The sequence below is a fragment of the Neobacillus piezotolerans genome (assembly GCF_003362805.1).
Classification (GTDB): Bacteria; Bacillota; Bacilli; order Bacillales; family Cytobacillaceae; genus Bacillus_D; species Bacillus_D piezotolerans.
In genome coordinates, this window is the sequence record NZ_QNQT01000002.1 from 178,368 (window position 1) to 199,989 (window position 21,622).

Genomic DNA, 21,622 nt, shown 5'->3' on the forward strand with positions numbered 1-21,622 from the left:
ATTCATATTTGTTGCAGGGTTAGAAAAGGGTTTTCCATAAAATTAAGGTTAGAACATATGAAAGGAAGCTGAGTTTATGAATTTGAAAGAACGAACAGAATCTGTAGCGCTGCGTTGCTTGGGGTCTTTGAATGCGCGTATGGAACTGTCTGAGAGCGAAAAGTTTTACTTGTCGAATCTGGAGGCGGGATTCGAGGGGGAGGTGGCATTCGACAAGCTTTCCGCTAAGCTTAAGGAAGAAAGGTATATTTTGAATGATATGTTACTTGAGGCAAACCGCTCTGATTTCCAAATTGATTCGATTATTATTTCCGAGGGGATCATTGACGCGATTGATGTAAAGTATTTCAAGGGTGATTATGTATGGAAAGATGGTGAGATTTACACGAGGCAGACCGGCTATAAATGCAAGAATCCTTTCGAGCAGCTAAATAGAAGCAATTATCTTTTCAATCAATACCTCCGTGAGAACAAGCTGAATTTCCTCGTTCGATTCACTCTGGTCTTCAACCACCCTGAATTCACCTTATACAATGCTCCCGAAGACGATTCTATTATTCTCTCGACCCAGGTAAACCGGTTCATGGCCGAAATGGACAGCCGTCCTTCCAAACTGCATGATGGCCATAAGAAACTGGCTAATATTTTATTAACATCCAATAAGGATGGCAGCAACTATTCCAAGTTGCCGGCGTATACGTATGAGGGGATTAAGAAGGGGATATTTTGTGAGAAGTGCCTTTCCAAAATGAATACTTTCAATAAGCATTTTTTAATCTGTAGTAATTGCGGTCGCCAGGAAAAGATTGAGAATGCCATTGTGAGGAGCGCCAACGAGTTGAAATTGCTTTTCCCTGAAATAAAATTGACGGTCCAAACGATAAATGAATGGTGCAGGGCTGGCCTTAGCAGCCGTACTTATTTAAGGGCTTTGCAAAAGTATTTTAGGGTTATGGGAAATAGTAAAAATACATACTATGAGTGATCTTCTTTGGGTCTACTTGGTTATGATAATAAGAATAAGATAATGCTTAAGGAAAAATTCCGAATGAGTGACATTCAAAGGCCAAAATCGCGTTTAAATGTCAGGCAAAGCATGGATGCGTGACATTTAAAGGCCGGAATCCCGTTTAAATGTCAGGCAAAGGCCGGATGCGTGACATTCAAAGGCCAAAATCCCGTTTAAATGTCAGGCAAAGGCAGGATGCGTGACATTCGAAGGCCCAAATCCGGTTCAAATGTCAGGCAAAGCCTGGATGCGTGACATTCAAAGGCCAGAATCCGGTTCAAATGTCAGGCAAAGGCCGGATGCGTGACATTCAAAGGCCCAAATCCGGTTCAAATGTCAGGCAAAGCCTGGATGCGTGACATTCAAAGGCCCAAATCGAGTTCAAATGTCACGCAACCCCCGGATGCGTGACATTCGAATGCCGAAATCCGGTTCAAATGTCACGCACCCCCAGGATGCGTGACAACAACGCGCCAAAGTCCGTAAAAAGGTGCCAAGCACACCCCAAAACAAACTAATTCCCAACCAAAAAACCCATCGGATCAACGGCAAGCCGATCCAGTGGGTTTTAATTTTTCCAAAAAAAGCAATTGCCTCTTACCCAGCCACAGCTGTCACTTTAACCCCGTAGAGCTCAGGAACTCGCGTGTCCTTTCCTCTTTCGGATTGCTGAAAAATTCATCGGGATGGCCCTTTTCGATGATGACGCCGCCATCCATGAAAACCATCCAGTCGGCGACTTCCCTGGCAAAGCCCATCTCGTGGGTGACGACGATCATGGTCATGCCATCCACGGCGAGTTCTTTCATCGTCTGGAGCACCTCGCCGACAAGTTCGGGGTCGAGCGCCGATGTTGGTTCATCAAAGAGCATGATATCGGGCTTCATGGCCAGTGCGCGGGCGATGGCGACACGCTGCTTTTGTCCGCCTGAAAGCTTGCTTGGATATACATCAGCCTTATCCTCAAGGCCAACTTTCTGGAGGAGCTCCATCGCGTCCTTTGTGGCTTCCTCCTTGGATATCTTTTTCACATGGACTGGTGCTTCGATGATATTTTCAAGCACTGTCATATGGGGAAATAGATTGAAGTGCTGGAACACCATGCCGACATGCTGGCGGACTTCATTGATATCATGGGTTTGCGGAAGGACTTCCTGGCCATTCAGAATAATTTTGCCATTATCCTTTCTTTCAAGGAAATTCAGGCAGCGGAGCAGGGTGCTTTTACCAGAACCGCTCGCGCCGACGAGGCAAACTACATCACTTTCATAGACGGATAGATTAATATTTTTTAAAACATGCAAATCTCCGAATGATTTATTTAAATTTTCGACTCTGATCATTTCACGTGTTTCCATTATATTTCCTCCTATCGGTCGCTGACGGCCAGTCTCTTTTCAAAACGGTTGACAATAAATGTGAGCAGGGCGACGAGGATCAGGTAGTATACCGCGACAATCAGCAAATAGGTCATTTCGTCGAAATTGTTTGATCCAAGTGTAGTCGCCACGTTGAATAGTTCGTTCATTGAAATGAAGGCGGCGAGTGACGAGTCTTTAAGACCGATAATGAATTGGTTGCCAAGCGGCGGAAGGGCGCGGCGGAACGCCTGGGGTAAAATAATCCTCCGCATTGTAAGCCATTTGCTCATCCCGAGTGAACGGCCCGCTTCCATTTGGCCATTATCGACCGCCTGGATGGAGCCGCGGAATATTTCAGCGATGTAGGCGCCATTGTGAAAGGCTAGCGCCAAAGATGCGGCCCAGAAGTCCGGCAAAAGAAAGATGCCGCTAATCCCGAAATACAAAATGAAAATCTGGACAATTAGCGGAGTTCCGCGCACAAGGTATACATAGGCGTCAGAGATATAGCCGAGCGCTTTCACCCTTGAAATTTTCAGAAGGGCGAAAAATAGCCCGATGACAATACCGACCAGCACCGACACTACAGTAAGTTTTAATGTTAAAAGCATGGCGTCCATGAACAGCCCGCTGCTATCGATTAACGTATTGAAGAAGTGTGAAAAACTAGGCAAAATAGGATCTTCCTTTCTCACTGGTTTATAGTCAGGGCCTCAACAAGCCTTGTAAACACGGGCCTTAAGGCGCGAATTGATTATTCAGGTTTTTTGGTAATATCCTCACCAAAGAACTCTATTGATATTTTGCTCAAAGTTCCGTCTTCCCGGAGTGCTTCGAGTGCAGCGTTTACCTTTTTAAGGAGGGCGGGATTATCCTGAGGGAGGACGATCGCCTGTTCGCTTCGTTCAATCAGCTGCCGGCCCTCGATTTTAAAGCCTTCCTTTTTCGCGCTTTTTCCGGTAACAAAATCGGTGATGACCGCATCGTGCCTTCCGATGCTAAGGGCTTTCAGCGCGGTGATGTCACTGTCGTACATTTTTAGATTGGAGGTATACTTGCTGGCGGTATCTGCGTATGTAGAGCCTTTTGCAACGGCAACCTCTTTCCCTTTTAAATCTTCAACAGTTTTAATCCCGCTGTCTGGTCGGACAAAAATTTGCGGCCCTGAATAATAATAAGGAGTAGAAAAGGAGACATGCTTGCTCCTTTGGGGATTGATGGTGTGTGAAGCTACCGCGGCGTCCGCGCGGCCAGTTTTAACCCCTTCGACAATTCCTTTGAATTTCATCCTCTTTGGGATGGGTTTGAGGCCCATTTCCTTTGCGACAGCCTTGCCAACCTCGACATCAAACCCGGTTAATTCAAGGTCATCCGTCATATAGCTGAAAGGCTTGAATTCACCCGACGCGGCAAAAGCAAACTCCCCCTCGCGAATAAGTTCGCTTCCATCGGCGAGCTTGTGCTTTTCGGCACAGCCGGAAAATAGCAAGATAGCAACCAAGCAAAAAGCATATAATTTCCATCTATTCATCTTAACGGTAAAACCCCTTTCTCCTGCGACTGATAGAATTATTTACCCTTATGCCAGTATAATAATCCTGTTTCCTAAAGAAACTTCCTTCGATTAGGCGTTGGGTAATGGAATGAAAAATAAAAAGAGCCCTCAAAAAAAGGGCTCAATTCCTTATATGTCGAGTTTTACCTGATGGCGCACTTTTGGATGGAATTGCTTGCGGAGCTTGATGGCATATTCCTCGTAAAGCTGTTCCAAACCGACCATCGCAAGGGAGAAGAAGTTTGCATAGTTCTTTTGGACTTCCCACTTCAATTCGTTGCTGCCGCAAATACTATGTTTGTTCAATTCCTCGATTTCCTTCTTGATAGTTGCCAATTCTACTTCATATTCTTTCTCGGGAAGGGTCAGCAAATGGTCGATCCTTTCGATGTAATGGACGGATTTTTCGATTTTATTTTCAATGTCTTTGTAGCCTTCAAGATCAATTAGGTTGTATTTTAGCTTGAATTCATTTAGAAGCCTTGCTGATTCATAGGTTGCGTTCACTATGTCATCCCGGGTCATCTCAAATGTTTCGTAGCTTAGCATATGCTTCCACGATGGCTGGGTAATCGCCTTACGGTGGTCCTCGAGCGAGTGGCAAAGTTTTTTGTAGCCGTAGCGGTCAGGATTCTCAAAAGCCGCGCTCGCCGGATCAAGGAATGGTGCCAGCGGGGCGACGAAATAGAACAGGCGCGGGTCTTCGCCGCATGCAAGATGGATGGTTTCGGCAAAATTAATGTTTTCAAGGGAGCTTTGGAAAGTCTGGCCGGGAATCCCGACCATAAAGAAAAGGTCAATCTTCTTGCAGCCGTGTTTCAAAGCGTATTGTAATGTATCGATGACCTTTCTATTGCTGCAATGGAATTTTCCATTCAAGCGCCGCAGCTCTTCGTCATGTGTCTCAAGAGTCAGTTCAACGCTGTATTTTGGAACAGCCTCATTGATTTGTTTAAAAAAGCTTTCATCCGCGTATTGGAACAATTCAAAAACCAGTTCATTTTTTAAATTCATGCCTTTTAGAAGCTGTAAAAACTCCTCCACATACTTTTTGCCGCCCTGGCGGATGTCATGAAGGATAAAAATCGGCGCCCTGCTGAAGCGCTGGATGAACTGGATATCTTCTATTAATTTTGCAGGGGATCTTAAGGCGAGGGACTTGCGGTTGCAGTTTTGCTCATAGCCTTCCTTTGATCCGCCGCAAATAAGGCAATTCTGGGTGCAGCCCCTAGCTGTCAGGATGGCTGTGTTCGGATACTGGAGCCAGCCGTTATAGGGAAGGGGATCCATGAAATTTTTATACTTGAAAACAGACCGGATTGTGTAACGATAGCCAGGGACGTCAAACTCATCAAGATCCTTTGGCACATAGGATAGAGGGTTAAAACCAATTTCCGCGCCTTTTTTCCACGTCAGGTTCGGGATGTCCTCAAAATGGGTATTCCCGAATTCAAGCTTATTCATTAGCATGAGCACTAATTTTTCAGTCGAGTCACCGCGCACGACAAAGTCGATAAACGGATACTCAATTAATTCCTTATGGTAATAGGATGAGGATAACCCACCGAACATGATAGGCGTATCCGGATGGAGCCTTTTGACGATTTTGGCCAGTTCAATGCTGCCATGGGCATGGGGAAGCCAATGAAGGTCGATTCCAAAGGCGCGGGCCTGGATGTTCGCCAATTTTTTCTCAACATTGAAATCAGGGTCCATCAGCATCCTGTTCGCAATATTGATAATCCTTACCTTTAGTCCGTACCTTTCAAGATAATCGGCGATGCTCGTCAGGCCGATCGGGTACATTTCAAAAACCGGAGAGGAAGGAACCACATCGCTGATTGGGCCGGCAAGAAGTGAATTTTTCCGGAAGTCATAAACACTCGGAGCATGCAGGAGAACCAAATCGTATTTCATTTCGTCACCCTCTGTTAAGTAGTTACTCCCACGATTATCTTTATGTTGGAAAGGCACTGCCAACCAGCAAGGAAAGTGAGAGATTTATCTTTATGTAAGATGAACATTGAAGACTTGATAAAAACCGACAAAATGTGAAGTTTTTCACAAAATAATTTAAGTCTGTCGGCAACCATTCACACCTACAGTGTAGTATAAAAAACAGTGGCTGGGTTTGGCATAGATTGACAAAAGCGTGACAAACCAGTCAATACTTCCATCAAATTTGTGGCAGTTGATAGCTGTTTTCAATTTTACTACTAAAGTAGTACTTAAAATATTGCTTTTGCTGAATAGGAGGGGATTGAAGAATTTGCGATAATGGCAGTAAACAAACCCACGAATAGGTTTGTCCCAGCATCGGCCAGTGGCATGCCATTTGGCCGGTTTGGGTTTTCCCGCCTTTTTCATCATGAAAGAGGCTTTTTTATTGTACATCGAATGCAAATCACATAAAGTGTTATTAACAGAAAATTTTGAACTGGGATGGAAGGGGAAGAGGGTGAATGGGAGCAAAGGAGCTTCTGAAAAGGAAAGAAAAGGTATCCCGCTATTCAATGATGGGCATATCCGCGGTTGGGGGGCTTATTCTCCTTGACGCTTTTTTGAAAATTAAGGAACCGAATGAACCGTTGATCTTCTGCCTTCTTGTTGTCTTTCTGGCAATCATAGAGCTGTACCCGATGCCTGTCTGGAGGGGATTTACGACGATTGCATTTCCGATTGTGTATGCCATTTATGTCATGCAGGGAATCGAGTATGCGGTTTTGGCCTATGCATTTGTCGTATTCGCAACCAATCTTTGGAAGAGAAGGCCGCTCAGGATTGTTTGCTTCAATCCGGCACAGTTGGTCATCAGCCTGTACGGGGCATATTTGCTGGCTGAATGGGCGGATGTGGCAGCGGGGCTTGACGTTAAACCGGCGGTCATTGGCGGCTTGCTTCATATCACCTTTTTCATCATCCCCTTTTACCTAATTAATAATCTTTTGGTTGATATTATCCTCGTTGTCCGTCCTCAGCCATATTCGCTTAAAATGTGGAAGCAGAAAACGCTCCAGGAACTGAACAGCCTTGCCGTTTCTTATATTTACCTCGTCCTTTTCATTGTCTTGGGCAATCAGAATAGGGGAGAAATCGATGTTATTACCTTTTTCTTCTTTTTCTCGCCGCTTGTCGGGTTTGCGCTGCTCAGTTCGATCATTGTGAGGCTGAGGAAGGAAAAATCGAAACTGAAAGCCCTTTTCAGCATTTCTTCGGAATTGAACAAGAAGATTGCATCAAACGATTGGCTTGGTTTTCTTGGTGAGAATCTTCCAGCGTTTCTTGATGTGGATGCCTGTGTTTTGTGGACAAAGGAAGAAGGGCAATGGGTTCAAAAATTTCATTCCGGGCTTATTAACGAAGATGCCGGATTTGGCGAGGAACAGCTAGCCGGATTAGATACGGTAAGGCATCTTGTTATCTACCATAATTCCCGCCGTGAGCCAGGCCCTGCGGCAGCATTTTTTCATGATGAAATCCGCTCCAAGATGTACGCCCCGCTTATGCTCGATGAAGAGATTGTTGGCTTGTTCGTTTTTGGGAGGAGCAGGACAAAAAGTTTTACGGAGGATGACATTCAGTCGGCTGTCACCCTCGCCAACCAATTGGCCGTGCTGATTAAAACAAAATGGCTTTTCGCGGAGGAGGAAAAACGGCTTATCCTCGAGGAGCGGAACCGGATTGCCCGGGATATCCACGACGGCGTTGCGCAGACGCTCGCCGGCGCGGTCCTGAACCTTGAAACCGCCGAACGGAAGTTTTTGAAGGCCCCCGAGGACTCGTTAAAATTAGTCCAGGAAAGCACCGACAAACTCCGGAAAAGCTTGCGGGAAGTCAGGGAGTCGATCTACGCGCTCCGCCCTTACCCGACTGAAAGGGTCGGCCTCATGACAGCCATCCAGTCAAGGGTCCAGGCTATCAGGAAGGAACATCCCGTCGAGATTGACCTTGCAAAAAGAGGGACTGAATTCGAACTAAGCTCAATGACGGAGAAAGTCATATTTGATATTTTCCAGGAAAGCGTCCAAAATGCCTTAAAACACGCACAGGCCACAAAAATTGAAGTGATGCTTAGCTATCAGCGCGAGAATGTTTTTTTGAAGATAAAAGACAACGGCATCGGATTTTCATTGTTCCAGGCCATGATCAAAGCGAGGAACGAACCCCACTTCGGCATTTTGCATATGAACGAGGCGGCGGAAAGAATCCAGGCCTCCCTTCAGGTGGACAGCAAAGAAGGAGCCGGAACGGAAATCACGCTGACGGTGCCGCGGATGGGAATAGAAGGGGGAGTAATGAATGATCAAGCTTATGCTGGTCGATGACCATGCGGTGTTGCGCGACGGCCTGAAGAATATCCTTGACCTTGAGCCCGACATCAAAGTAGTTGGAGAGGCCGTTTCGGGGCTCGATGCACTGGCCAAAGTGCCGGAAATAATGCCGGATGTTATTTTAATGGATATAAATATTCCTGATAAAAATGGGATTGAAGTTACCGGATTGATTAAGAAAGATTATCCTTCAATCAAGATCCTGATTCTGACGATGTTTGACCACGACGAGTATTTTATGTCGGCAATCCGTGAAGGGGCAGATGGGTATCTGCTGAAGGATGCGCCTTCCCAGCATGTCGTTGAAGCCATCCGGTCCGTAGCCCGCGGGCAATCTGTTATCGCGCCGTCGATGACGAAAAAGTTCCTTAGCTTTAATCAGCAGCCTCCGGAACAGCCGAAGGAAAAGAAAGACGAGATGCTGACGGAGCGCGAAAAGGAAGTTCTTCTCTGCCTTGTCCAGGGGATGAATAACAAGGAGATTGCTCAAGCACTGTTCATTAGCGACAAAACAGTCAAGATCCATGTATCGAAAATTTTTAAAAAGCTGGATGTGAAAAGCCGTTCGCAGGTGGTCATCTACGCGGTCCAAAACCAGCTCATACCACTGCCTTGAACCGATAGCCGGGCTTCGTAATGAAGCGCCGGCTTCTTCTTTGGAAAATTGGTCTGGTACTACTTTTGGCTTATAAAAAATTAGTACCTTTGCGTCCGCCAAATACAGCCTGTGGAGAATAGGACCACAACTTAAACAATGTAATAATAGAATTAAGTTGGAATATTCAAAATAGGAGGGTGTGTAATGAAAAAAGCGTCTTTGTTCCTGTCCATTTTTATGATACTAGGACTGTTTTTAAATTCAATCCATTTCGGAGGTTCTGAAAAAGTAAGCGCGGCCGGCACGGCTGTCATCGAGCCGGGCTTGCTGAAAAAGCTGGCATCCTCGACAGAGCCGCAGCAAGTCATTGTAACATTCAAGGAGGGAGCCGGCGGGCAGAATGGAATCCTGTCCCTTTTAAATGGCCTCGGGCTGTCAAAGGGAGTCGTCCTTAACTCGCTGCCAATTGCGGGGGTCCTTGCTACAAAGGATCAGGTTGAAAAACTGGGCCAGAATGAAAATGTGCTCTCTATTTATCCAAATAAGAAGCTTAAATATGAGAACAAAGAAGCGACCGAACTTACTGGAGTCGACCGCCTGAGGAGCGAGGCGGCTTTTACAAAAGCGAATGGCGGCCTTCCTGTCAACGGGAACGGAATCGGCGTTGTCATCAATGACAGCGGCGTGGACGGCACGCACAAGGACATCGAGTTCGGCGGCCATCTTGTCCAAAACGTCCTAGGGGCAACGAACCTTAACGCCCTTAGCGAATTGCTTCCGGTTTCCTGGATTGAAAATGTGCCGAACACGGACACGAGTTCCGGACACGGCACGCATGTTGCCGGGATTGTTGGCGGCAATGGAGCAATGTCAAAAGGTGAGTATGAAGGGGTAGCGCCAGGCGCGAAGCTGATCGGCTATGGTTCCGGAGCGGCGGTTGCCATGCTTGATACGCTCGGAGGATTCGATTACGCACTAACGCATCAGGCTGAATACAATATTCGCGTCATCACCAATTCATGGGGAGATACAGGGGATTCCGGAACGGACTTTGACCCGTTCGACCCAATCAACGTTGCGACAAAGGCGCTTTATGACCGCGGGATTGTTACTGTATTCTCGGCCGGGAACTCGGGGCCAGGGGATTCGACTATCTCTGGAAACTATAAAAAAGCGCCATGGGTCATCACGGTTGCGGCAGGTACGAAGCAAGGCCAGCTTGCTGAATTCTCCTCCCGAGGCGTGAAGGGGAAAGGCGGTACGGTCGCCGTGGGGTCTGAAACGTGGACGTGGGAAGACCGTCCAACCGTTACTTCACCGGGGCAAACAATCATCTCGACACGGGTCCTTGCGCCAGTGGCCGCGCTTGGCGCTACGGATGATGTAAACCTGATTCCACCAGCCTATTTGCCATACTATACAACAATGAGCGGGACCTCGATGGCCGCGCCGCATGTCGCGGGAATCGTCGCTTTGATCCTCGATGCAAACCCTGCGCTCTCGCCGCTTGAAGTAAAGAGAATCATTGAGCAAACGGCGACGAACATGCCTGGCTATGAATCATGGGAAGTTGGCTCAGGCTATGTCAATGCCTATGCGGCTGTGGACGCCGCGCTTAACCAGCGGGTATATGGCTCAATCCTGAATGTGAACAATAATTTCAATTCCAATGCGCAAATGAGCGCTTCTTCGCAAAATGTAACCATTGATTACAGCCCGCTGAACCTGAAAAACGAAGCATCGTTTACCGTATCCCAGGGACAGACAGAACTAGTCGCCCGCCTGAATGCATATGGCTTGCTCGGGCAGACTGGGAATACAATCAACCTCGTCCTCACCGCACCGGATGGAACGAGGCATACATCGGGAATCTATCTGCTGTTCCCTCTTTATGTTGACCGCACGGTACAGGTAGTCAACCCACAGCCGGGCACCTGGAAGGTAAGTGTGGAAGGGCTCGAAGGTTCACTTGCCCTTCCGGAAACATTGAATGTTGAACTAGTTACAAAAACAGCCGGGAGCTATAGCGGATTGGATGACATCGGCGGCCACCCTGCGGAGTCGGCAATCAAACTGGCTGTGAGCAAACGGCTCGTTGACGGAAAAAGCACGAAAAAATTCGAGCCGGATGCCGCGCTGAAGCGTTCCGAGCTTGCGAAATATCTTGTGATGGGTGCTGGGGTAAGGCAGTTCCTTCCGCTGACAGGCACTCCTAGTGTGTCCGATGTTAAAGCGATGGACCTTCCGTACGTTGAAGCGGTACTCGCCAAAGGCGCCGCGCTTAAAGACGGAAACCAAAACAACGGCGGCGTCATGCTGGCTGCTGGCTCAGGGAAATTCTCGCCGGATGAAAAAGTAAACCGCGCGCAGCTTGCCTACTCTCTTGTCCAGGCGCTCGGTCTCGAGGAGCAGGCAAATGAGATGAAAGGGCAGGGGCTTACCGTTCAGTACAATGGAACGAGGGTGGCAATCCAGGATGCGGCGAACGTTCCCGCCGAACTTCGCGGCCACGTCCAGCTCGCCCTTGACCTGAATATCCTGAATGCGTACTTCTCGGTCGTCCAGGGCCCATTTGACTTAAAGCCTACAATTACAGCGAAATTTGATCCAGGAAAAACAGTAACGCGCGCCGACTACGCGGTAGCCATCACCCGCTACTTCGCAAGCTACCATCCGGCCGCGCTATAATCTAAACAGCCTCCGCTCCTTGTTGGGCGGAGGCTTTTACATGTTATAGGAACGGGCAGGGTTTTTATTGGCAATGAAGTGTTTCAAGACCATTTGGATAACTTTTAAGGTTGAAACGATCCCTATGGCTCTCTCAATACCATCTGGGGGAGCCTTTTCCATGAAATAATCTTAATCACCTCTTCCGGTCACCCCCGCCTCTACCACAGTCTACTCCCCCGGCATATACCTTACTCCTTTTCTATAACTTTCGTACGATTGAAAAATAGTACCTTTACCAGGCGCAATTACTCCATTTGCTGAATAGTTAGAAAGCTTTGATTTTACGATAATGATAGTAGCAAGAGAATTAACCATTGGAAGGGGATTGCAAAATGAAAAAGTGGTTTTCGGGTCTTGTTAGCCTGCTGATGTTGCTTTCATTGCTGGCGCCAGGCATGGCCAATCCAAAAGCGGCGGGGCTTACGGCGGCAATCGATGGCAATTTGGCCAAAGCGATGGAAAAGGCAACGGGCAGCCTGCAGGTAATTGTTACATTCGACGGGGAAGGGGCGCCTTCCGACTCACAGCTTAACGTCTTAAAACAGCTCGGTATAACGACTGGCGTGACAATGAAGTCACTGCCGATCGCCGGGATTATCGCCACAAAGGATCAAATCAATCAGCTAGCGGCAAAAGAAGGAGTAAGGTCGCTATACTTGAACCATAAGCTCACCTACTCAAATTACGATGCGACTGCGTTGACCGGCGTTGATAAAGCGCGCACGGATGCAGCGATGCAAAAGGCGAATGGAGGTCTGCCTGTGACCGGCAATGGAGTCGGGGTTGTCGTGAATGACAGTGGGGTTGACGGCACGCACCGCGACCATGAATTCGGCAAAAACCTCGTCCAGAACGTCCTTGGCAGCATCAACCTTGCAGCCCTGGAACCAGGATTACTTCCGGTTACGTATCTTGAAAACGTCCCGAATACTGACTCAAACTCTGGGCATGGGACCCATGTTGCCGGTACGGTTGGCGGAACGGGAGCAAGCTCAAGCGGAAAATATGAAGGGGTGGCACCAGGTGCAAATCTAATCGGCTACGGTTCGGGAGCGGCATTATTCGTCCTGGATGGCCTTGGCGGTTTTGACTACGCAATCACGAATCAAACTAGATACAATATCCGTGTTATTACAAACTCCTGGGGATCTTCAGGCGACTTCGATCCAAATGACCCAATCAATATCGCAAGCAAGGCCGCGCATGACCGCGGAATCACTGTTCTTTTTGCAGCGGGAAATGAAGGGCCTGGGGAAAATACACACAATCCTTACGCAAAAGCTCCTTGGGTTATCTCCGTAGCTGCCGGTGAAAAAGATGGTTCATTGGCTGACTTCTCTTCCAGAGGTACAAAAGGGGTTGGCGGAACGTTTGAAATGGACGGGGAAACCTATACTTGGGCAGACAGGCCAACACTGACAGCGCCAGGAGTGGATATCATCTCGACCCGGGTTATCGCTCCAGTTTCCTCACTTGGGGCTGATGCTGACGCGACCACAATCGAGCCTGCCTATCTTCCATTCTATACAACGATGAGCGGAACCTCGATGGCGACTCCGCATGTCGCCGGGATTGTAGCGCTTCTACTAGAAGCGAAACCATCATTGTCGCCGGATGAGATTAAAAAAGTCCTTCAGGATACGGCGACAAATATGCCGGGCTATGAAACGTGGGAAGTAGGTTCAGGCTATGTCAACGCCTACGCGGCCCTTGAAGCGGTGATGTTCGGAAAGCAATATGGAAAGACCGTCAATGAATACCAGAAGTTCAATGCGAATGTACAGGCGGAAACTGAGCGGGTACCGTTTGAGGTAGACTATAACCCGTTGCTGACAAGCCAGTACTCGTTTACAGTGCCGGAGGGAATTTCCCAGCTTACAGCACGGATTGATGCATACGGCCTTTTGGGCCAGACCGGAAATCCAGTCAACCTGGTGCTGACTTCGCCGGACGGAACGGAGTACAGCTCCGGAGTCAATCTGCTATTCGCCCTTTATCCGGACAGGACGGTTTCCGTAACATCGCCAAAGGCAGGGCAGTGGAAAGCAGAAGTACGCGGCCTGCGCGGTAATGAATTAAATCCGATTGGAACGGCGCTTCCGGAAACAATCTCGGGAACCCTCGCTTTCACGAAAGTAAGCGGTTTTACTGGACTCAACGACATTAATGGCCATGCGGCGGCTTCGGCAATCCAAATGGCTGTCAATGAAAGGCTGATGGATGGCTATTCGGACGGTACATTCAAACCTGACCAATATTTGCTGAGAAAAGAATTGGCACGTTATCTGGTTGCCGGTGCAGGCATTCGTCAAAGCCTATCCGGTTCAGCAAAGGATTCGGCTGCGGAGGAACTCCCATACGCACTTGCAGTACTGGCGAAAGGTGCCGCAATCAAGGATGGGAAAATTACGCAAAAAGGCGTCATGCGCCTCGATTCTGCTGGGAACTTCAATCCCAATGGCACCTTCACCAAGGCTGAACTCGCCTACACGCTAGTCCAGGCGCTCGGGCTCCAGCAAATGGCGCTTGACCATAGCGGCGATGTTACGGTCCTTTACAATAGCGACCGAATCAAGCTTAAAGATAATTCATCAATTCCGGCTGAACTAAAGGGATATGTTCAGGTTGCGCTTGATTTGAATATCCTCAACGCGGCATTCAGCGTAAAACAGGGGCCTTATGACTTGTTACCGACAGTCGAAGCGGTTTTTGAACCAGGCAAAAAAGTAACCCGCGCCGACTACGCAGTAGCATCGTCCCGCTGGTTCCAGGCATGGTTCCAGTAAACATGAAAAACAAATAACCAAAAGAGAGGAGCATCCCGCTCCTCTCTTTGCCGTTTGCACTGAAGCAGGTGGCGGTTGCACATTATCGACAAAGCAAATGAGCAGATATCTCTTTGGAAAAACAGGTAAAAAGGCGGATTTTCTCTCCCCGTCCATAGGAGTATACTGATTTCCATTATGTAAAAAGGGGCGGAAATGTTGATAGAAATATATACAAAGATACTTACCCCGCTTCTCCTCCAGTCCGGGAGCAAGGCAGCTATCAAGCTGGAAAATCACCATCCGGAGTCCAGGCTTGCAGGAGGAAAATACTCCTTATCCACTCATACAATCACCCTATATATAGAAGAAATCAAGGAGCAGTGCCTCCAGCTGTTCGGTTCACTTGTTAACCTGGATCTTTATATCGCTGTTATATTCGCCCATGAACTCGGGCATGCAGAAGATAAGGCTCTAGCTATATTGGCGGAACGGCTTGAATATGCCACAACCGAAATTGAGCGGGCGAAGCTGTCATTTTTAATCGAAAAAAGGGCATGGAAGTACGCTGAAAAGCTGCTCCAGGGAACAGATCGGAACTTTACGAAAAAAATAATCTTCCAGTCGCTTCGCTATTATTACGAACAAATCGAGCTGCAGCAGGGTGCTTGAATTTTCCAGGCAAAAGGCATAGGCTATTCCTATCTGGCTGTAAGATAGAAAGGACGGATAGGCATGGCTGTTTCAAAAACAAATGCAATGCGGCTGCTCGATTCGAAAAAAGCCGAGTACGCCATGTTGTCTTATGAAGTAAGCGATGGCAAGGTGGACGGAGTTTCCGTTGCGGAGAAGATTGGCAAGCCGAAGGAAATGGTCTTTAAAACGCTTGTCACCCAGGGAGCATCAAAGAATATTTATGTTTTCGTCATTCCAGTAGAGGCCGAACTTGACTTAAAAAAAGCAGCAAAAGCCGCCGGCGAAAAGAAGGTCGAAATGATACCTGTAAAGGATATTCAAAAATTTACCGGGTACATACGCGGCGGCTGTTCGCCGATCGGGATGAAAAAGCTATACAGGACGTTCATTGACAGCAGCGCGGAACTGCTTGAGCGTATAGTTGTCAGCGGGGGGAAGATCGGGGTTCAAATTGAACTCTCGCCACAAACTTTAAAAGAGAGTATAGATGCCGAGATAGCTGACCTATCTGGGCAGGGGTAAAAAGGCGCATGACAAAATGCGTCTTTTTTCTATGGAAAAGCTCTTTTTTTATTTCTTGGATTCATGAAAAAATCGATAGTTGTTATTTGTTCACAATTTGGCAAATATTTTCTGAGTCCATTTTTTCTTCTTCGACAATTTCCATTTAATTTCCTCACATTCTACCTATATCCGCCCCGAGAATTGGCTAACGATTTGTGTTTAATTTAGGTGGTTTGACGATTTATAATCTAGCTATCTGTTGGAAAAGCCATGGAAATCATTCGAAGGGAAGCGATGAAGGACCGCCTTTATGTGGACACTTGGGTGATCTGGAGCTAGTAGTGTAACCGGCCCTCTAAAAAATTTATTTTTTGGGGGAAAAACATGAAGAAGAAAAGCATCGCGAAAAAATGGGGTTCAACACTTTTGGTAACGACGTTAATCTTGAATGCAAGCCCAATGGCGCTTGCAGCTCCCGCCGCACAGCCAAATGAAAAAACCGTCACAACCGGCAGGACCGAAATGAATAAAATGACAGGGAAAATCAATCTGAATCCAATTCCTGCCCGGGTCGACAATGCAAACACTGTCCTGTTGAGTGGGACAGTCGTAATTGATGGGCCAAAGTTAGAGCTTAAAGTAAATGATCAAATTGTAAGTCCTAAACTTACAAAAATGAGTGACACTGTCTGGGCATTTGAATATGTCCATCCGCTCGATGAGAAAAATTTAAAAAACAAAAATGATGAACAAATTACCATTGATGCTTACACCGTTTACCAAAATGGCAAGACAGCGGGACAGGTGCATACGAGTGCACCGTCAGTTTTTACAACGGTAGACCTTACTCCGCCGGATATTAATTTTAATGACTATACAAAAGACTGGACAAATCAAAGTATTACGGTGTTTGCCACTATGAATGAAAAAGGCACGTTGAATGCCAATAGCCATACCTTTGATGAAAATGGCAGTTTCACCTTCGTCGCCACTGATTTGGCGGGGAACGTTACGGAGAAAACAATAACAATTGATAATATTGATAAGGTAGCCCCAAAAGCGGAGGTTCAATATTCAACGAAATCACCGATCAATACGGAGGTGGTTGCCACTATTAAAGCAAATGAATCTGTAACGTATACGAACATTGACCAACTCCCTGAATATGTAGCCTTTACTGAGGAAGCATCGACTCTTACTTTCTCTGAAAATGCCAGTTTTGAATTAAAATTTATTGATAGAGCTGGAAACCCGGGTTCGGTGAACGTTTCGGTAAACAATATTGATAAGAAAGCTCCAGTAGGATCCATTACTCTTACCACCAGTGAATGGACAAACCAAGATGTAACAGCGACGGTGGCTGTCACTAAGCCAGTTACATTTACTAACCTTAATGAATTGCCTGAAACAGTTGCTTTTAAGACAGTAGACGAGTTGACCTACACACTTACTTTTACTGAAAACGAGAACATAAATCTTAAGTTTAAGGATGCAGCAGGAAATACCGCCGAAGTAAATGTTAATATCTCAAATATTGACAAAGTGGCTCCAACCGCCGAAGTAAGCTATTCAACTGAAAAGCTTACAAACCAGGATGTTGTCGTGACAATTGAGCCAAGTGAGGATGTAACAATCCTGAATAACGAAGGTTCATTAAGCAAAACATTCACAGAAAATGGCGAGTTTGTATTTCATTTTGTCGATATGGCAGGGAACAGGGGATCAGCTAAAGTTTCTGTAAAGAACATTGACAAAATTGCTCCAAAAATCACAATCAGTGAATATGCGACCGATTGGACGAACCAGGATGTCACTGTAACTGCTAGCATGGATGAAGATGGAACGCTAAATGCGGTAAGTTATACTTTCACTGAAAATGGCAGCTTTGAGTTTGTCGCGACAGACCTTGCCGGGAATGTTACAAGGTACACTGTCCAAATCAACAACATTGATAAGGTGGCTCCAGAAATCACGGTAAAACCGTACAATACAGACTGGACAAACCAGGATATTACGGTCGAGGTTTTAATGGATGAAGAAGGTACCCTAAACAAACAGAGCCATACGTTCGCCGAAAATGGCAGCTTCACTTTCATTGCTACCGACCGGGCAGGAAATATTACCGAGAAAACAGTAACCATTTCAAACATCGATAAAATTGCTCCTGAAATCACTGTTGAGGATTATGTTACTAGTCCGACAAACAAGGACATCACTGTAAAAGTTAGCATGAATGAGCCTGGTACATTAAACCAGGAAAGCTATACATTTGAAGAAAATGGCGAGTTCGAGTTCATTGCGACCGACCGTGCCGGAAATGAAACGAAGAAGAAAATTGTCATAACCAACATTGACAAGGTTGCGCCAAGTATCACTGTATTTACCTATAACACATCACCAACCAATCAGGATGTTGTCGTGACAGCTGAAACAAACGAAGGTACATTGAATGCAACTAGCCATACCTTCACGGAAAATGGATCTTTTGATTTTATTGCAACCGACGATGCCGGCAATGAGACGGTAGAAACCATTACAATTACAAATATCGATAAAGTTCCTCCTATCATTACAGTAAATCCTTATAACGGAGAACCGACAAATCAGGATGTCATCGTTACGGTTGAAACCAACGAAGGGACACTGAACGCTTCATCCCACATTTTCACGGTAAATGGTAAATTTGAATTTGTTGCTTCTGACGAAGCCGGGAACGTAACAAAAGTAACAGTTTCGATTAATAATATTGATAAAACACCGCCAACTGTAAGTGATGTCATTAATGGATTTGCTTACAATATTGATGTAAAACCAACCTTCGATGAAGGAACAGCGACCCTGAATGGTAAACCATACCATTTGGGCACAGCGGTATCAGCTGAAGGAAGCTATATCTTGATCGTAACTGATTCGGTGGGAAATGCCACAACTGTGACATTCACAATCGATAAAACCGCACCAGTCGTGAGCGGAGTGTTGAATAATCAATATACCAAAGAAGATGTTATACCGACATTTAACGAAGGTACTGCTACTTTGAATGGCAAAACATTTGTATCTGGAACCCCTGTATCCAGCGAAGGAGTTTACACTCTAGTCGTGAGGGATGCGGCAGGAAATGAAACTAAAGTATCTTTTACAATCGATAAGACAGCTCCGAGCTTAACAGGTGTAAGTGCGGCAAATGACAACAATGGAAAAAACGCAAAAACAACGGTTTCTGGTTCTGCCGAGCCGGAAGCGACTATAAATGTATATGTAGGTAAAGATTTAGTAGGTAGTGGAACCGTAGCTTCAAATGGCAGGTTTAGTTTTGAACTAACTAAATCCCAAGGGAGAGACACTGAATTAATCGTTCGGGCATTTGATAGAGCAAACAATTCAACAGAAGTAAAAGTAAAAGTTAAGTAAAAAATTTATATCCCAAAAACCCTGTCCAAACCCATTACGGGTTCTGGCCAGGGTTTTCTTTTTCCAAAAAGGCATCAATCATCTCGTCAAGGCGGATGATGCTCTTCAGCGCGCGGTCGTATTCAATTGTTCGGTAGTGGTGCATGCCGCCTTCTTCCTCATCCTTTTCGTCAGCCCATTTAACAATTTGCTGAAGGGGTGTCCGGACGATGTCGTTGGTGGGGAGGAAGGAATCGGTATGGAACAGGATGGCGAGCGCGATAGTTTTTGCTTTGACCGGATTCTCGCCGAGCCTGATCAGCAGCTTATGGGCGCGCTCTGCCCCTTTGATTGCATGGATATCATTTTTCCGGTACAGCTCGTAATCCCATTTTCCGTTCCTGTACCACGTATAGTGGCCCATATCATGTAAAAACCCCGCCTTTGCGGCGATATCGACATCCTGGCCCTGATCCCGCGCAAGATTGAACGCGTGGTAGGAAACGGCGATGGCATGTGCCATGCCCGAGCGGTTCAGGAATTTTTGGGCAATCCGGTGTTTGAAAATGTTCTCAAGTGTTACATCCCTCATAGTCCACCTCCGCTTTTAGCAATATTATCATTTTTTCCCCATATATGAAGAAAAAGACTCCCAGATCGGAGTCTTTTTCCTAGAAAGATAAGATAGCATCCTTTCCCTTTAAGAATTGTCCGGCTTCAGCGCCTAGCCCCTAAGCCGGTTCCCTCCGGAGGGCAGGCCAATCATGCGGGCCCATCTTAAGCTTATAGGGGCTAACAAGGCGCTTCTGCTTTTCTTGCCATCTATATCAACCGCCTTTTTGGGCGGAGGAGTAACTTGCTTCTTTACTCCTACTATTCCCGCGAAGAAAAGGTTTAAACACGCCGCGAAATTTGTTGGAACATGGGCCAAGCCCATTTTTTGCACTGGGCATTCACCTAATGGTGGGCGCTGCATATGATAGTGGTTGAAACAGTCCATATGTCTGAAAAAGGGGTGTGTTCATGTGGCGGGCAAGATCAGGAACTACTATGCCGGGGGCAATACCGCAAGGGGGTTTTACAGTTTATACGACTCGAATCTGCAGGGGCTTGACTGGCTTTTCATCCTGAAGGGAGGGCCCGGGACCGGCAAATCATCTTTGATGAAAACCATTGGCAGGGAATGGCATGAACGGGGCTATGACATAGAATACCTGCATTGTTCCTCGGACAATAAATCAATTGACGGGGTCATGATCCCCGCCTTAAAAACTGGGATAGTCGACGGGACCCACCCTCACGTCATTGAACCGTCCGCGCCAGGGGCAATTGAGGAATACGTCAATCTCGGCGAGGCTTGGGATTCCACGGCGCTCCACAAGGAAAAGGAAACGATTATCAAGCTGAACAAACACATATCCGAAGCTTTCAGGCAGGCGTATGACACATTTAAGGAAGCGCTGGCCGTCCATGATGAATGGGAATTGATTTATATCCAAAGCATGGATTTTGAAAAAGCAAATGAACTGACAGGAAAGCTGATTGAGCAGTTTTTTGGAAAAATGAAACTCAACAAAACGGGCGAGGTCCGCCATCGTTTCCTTGGGGCTGCCACGCCAAAAGGAGCAGTCGACTTTGTCCCCAACCTGACAGAGGATGTCCAGAAGCGTTATTTCATTAAAGGCAGGCCTGGAAGCGGCAAATCGACAATGCTAAAAAAACTCGCGAAAAGCGGCGAGGAGCGAGGGCTTGATGTCGAGATTTATCATTGTGGTTTTGATCCGCACAGCCTAGACATGGTCATTTTTCGGGAATTGGGAATTGCCATTTTCGACAGTACCGCGCCGCACGAATATTTTCCGAACCGGGGCGGCGATGAAATCATCGATATGTACGAATTGCTTTTTCCGAAGGGAACGGACGAAATCTTTGAAGACCGGCTCTCAGAGATAGCTGGAAGATACAAAGCAAAGATGAGGGAGGCAACCGCTCATCTTGCAAGAGCAAAAGAACTGCATGATGACTTGGAGAAAATTTATATAGCCGCGATGGATTTTAAAAAGGTGGAAGCCATCCGCGAAAGGCTTGCCAGCCAAATAAGGGAATTGGCCAGGTCGAAAGTTTAATTGGAGGAGGAATACGAATGGAAGACAACAAGAATGAGTATTTTTATGGGCAAGTACCCTATCAGGAAGTAGAGGATAACAGGCAATTTCCGGGAGGAGGCCAAACCGGCGGCCAGTTTCCGGGAGGCGGGCAGATGGGAGGCCAATTCCCAGGCGGGGGGCCAGGCGGCCAGTTCCCGGGAGGCGGGCAAACGGGAGGACAATTTCCTGGGGGTGGCCCAGGGGGAGGGTTTCCAGGGGGAGAACACGACGGGCCGCCGTCCGGGCCGCCGCCGTTTGCAACCCCTCTTGAAGCGCAAGGGGCGACTTCTTTAGCCATCGATCCGGGTGCAATTCGTTTCTGCCGGAACCGCTTCACTTATATATGGATGAACAGCGGACGAAGTTTTTGGTTCTACCCGGTCTTTATCGGACGGACGTCGATTGCGGGCTGGCGCTATAGGAGAAATGGGTGGACGTTTTACGGAACCGATTTGCGGAGAATAAGGTCATTTAGGTGTTTTTAACCAGGCAATGAACAGGCGCCCGGGGCATCCAGGCGTCTTTTTTTCGCTTAC

At 47.0% G+C, this 21,622-nt stretch carries 15 protein-coding genes and 1 riboswitch; of the genes, 10 read left to right on the top strand and 5 right to left on the bottom strand.

The window, feature by feature from the left end; genetic code table 11:
* Nucleotides 1–76 precede the first annotated feature (76 nt).
* A complete protein-coding gene (locus DRW41_RS05975) occupies nt 77–985 on the top strand; it encodes a nuclease-related domain-containing protein (RefSeq protein WP_115451066.1) in 909 nt (302 codons plus the stop codon).
* A gap of 638 nt (nt 986–1,623) precedes the next feature.
* On the opposite strand, the gene DRW41_RS05980 is transcribed toward DRW41_RS05975, so the two are convergent.
* The 4 genes from DRW41_RS05980 to DRW41_RS05995 form a co-directional block, all read right to left on the bottom strand.
* Nucleotides 1,624–2,367 carry an amino acid ABC transporter ATP-binding protein gene (locus DRW41_RS05980; protein WP_115451067.1) on the bottom strand — a complete coding sequence of 248 codons (744 nt, stop codon included), beginning with the start codon at nt 2,365–2,367 and terminating at the stop codon, nt 1,624–1,626.
* A gap of 11 nt (nt 2,368–2,378) precedes the next feature.
* Entirely contained in the window at nt 2,379–3,044 is a 666-nt protein-coding gene (locus DRW41_RS05985) for an amino acid ABC transporter permease (protein ID WP_115451068.1), read from the bottom strand.
* A gap of 80 nt (nt 3,045–3,124) precedes the next feature.
* A complete protein-coding gene (locus tag DRW41_RS05990) occupies nt 3,125–3,901 on the bottom strand; it encodes a transporter substrate-binding domain-containing protein (RefSeq protein WP_115451069.1) in 777 nt (258 codons plus the stop codon).
* Nucleotides 3,902–4,054: 153 nt separating this feature from the next.
* A complete protein-coding gene (locus DRW41_RS05995; protein ID WP_115451070.1) occupies nt 4,055–5,842 on the bottom strand; it encodes a TIGR04190 family B12-binding domain/radical SAM domain protein in 1,788 nt (595 codons plus the stop codon).
* 545 nt (nt 5,843–6,387) lie between these two features.
* On the opposite strand from DRW41_RS05995, the gene DRW41_RS06000 reads away from it, so the two are divergent.
* The 7 genes from DRW41_RS06000 to DRW41_RS06030 all read left to right on the top strand — a co-directional run bounded on the left by DRW41_RS06000 (nt 6,388) and on the right by DRW41_RS06030 (nt 18,960).
* Nucleotides 6,388–8,250: a GAF domain-containing sensor histidine kinase gene (locus tag DRW41_RS06000; RefSeq protein ID WP_115451071.1), complete on the top strand. Its 1,863-nt coding sequence runs from the start codon at nt 6,388–6,390 to the stop codon at nt 8,248–8,250.
* Nucleotides 8,225–8,872 carry a response regulator gene (locus DRW41_RS06005; protein WP_115451072.1) on the top strand — a complete coding sequence of 216 codons (648 nt, stop codon included), beginning with the start codon at nt 8,225–8,227 and terminating at the stop codon, nt 8,870–8,872. The genes DRW41_RS06000 and DRW41_RS06005 overlap by 26 nt, the downstream gene beginning before the upstream one ends.
* Nucleotides 8,873–9,058: 186 nt before the next feature.
* Nucleotides 9,059–11,542 carry a S8 family serine peptidase gene (locus tag DRW41_RS06010; protein WP_115451073.1) on the top strand — a complete coding sequence of 828 codons (2,484 nt, stop codon included), beginning with the start codon at nt 9,059–9,061 and terminating at the stop codon, nt 11,540–11,542.
* 374 nt (nt 11,543–11,916) lie between these two features.
* Nucleotides 11,917–14,370, top strand: coding sequence for a S8 family serine peptidase (locus tag DRW41_RS06015; protein ID WP_115451074.1), 2,454 nt, complete (start codon nt 11,917–11,919; stop codon nt 14,368–14,370).
* A 195-nt stretch (nt 14,371–14,565) separates the two neighbouring features.
* A complete protein-coding gene (locus tag DRW41_RS06020; RefSeq protein ID WP_115451075.1) occupies nt 14,566–15,021 on the top strand; it encodes a hypothetical protein in 456 nt (151 codons plus the stop codon).
* A gap of 63 nt (nt 15,022–15,084) precedes the next feature.
* Complete coding sequence (ybaK, locus tag DRW41_RS06025; RefSeq protein WP_115451076.1) at nt 15,085–15,567, top strand: Cys-tRNA(Pro) deacylase; 483 nt, start codon at nt 15,085–15,087, stop codon at nt 15,565–15,567.
* 260 nt (nt 15,568–15,827) lie between these two features.
* A riboswitch (cyclic di-GMP riboswitch) is annotated at nt 15,828–15,911 on the top strand.
* Between the two features lie 22 nt (nt 15,912–15,933).
* Nucleotides 15,934–18,960, top strand: coding sequence for an Ig-like domain-containing protein (locus DRW41_RS06030; RefSeq protein WP_115451077.1), 3,027 nt, complete (start codon nt 15,934–15,936; stop codon nt 18,958–18,960).
* A 34-nt stretch (nt 18,961–18,994) separates the two neighbouring features.
* Here the strand turns inward: DRW41_RS06030 and DRW41_RS06035 are convergent, their stop codons facing one another.
* The gene (locus tag DRW41_RS06035; RefSeq protein WP_115451078.1) at nt 18,995–19,531 is read right to left on the bottom strand and encodes an HD domain-containing protein; all 537 of its coding nucleotides are present in this window, start codon (nt 19,529–19,531) and stop codon (nt 18,995–18,997) included.
* A gap of 433 nt (nt 19,532–19,964) precedes the next feature.
* On the opposite strand from DRW41_RS06035, the gene DRW41_RS06045 reads away from it, so the two are divergent.
* A complete protein-coding gene (locus tag DRW41_RS06045) occupies nt 19,965–21,065 on the top strand; it encodes a PRK06851 family protein (protein WP_115451080.1) in 1,101 nt (366 codons plus the stop codon).
* A gap of 17 nt (nt 21,066–21,082) precedes the next feature.
* Entirely contained in the window at nt 21,083–21,571 is a 489-nt protein-coding gene (locus tag DRW41_RS22895; RefSeq protein ID WP_245959364.1) for a hypothetical protein, read from the top strand.
* The last annotated feature ends 51 nt before the right edge of the window (nt 21,572–21,622 follow it).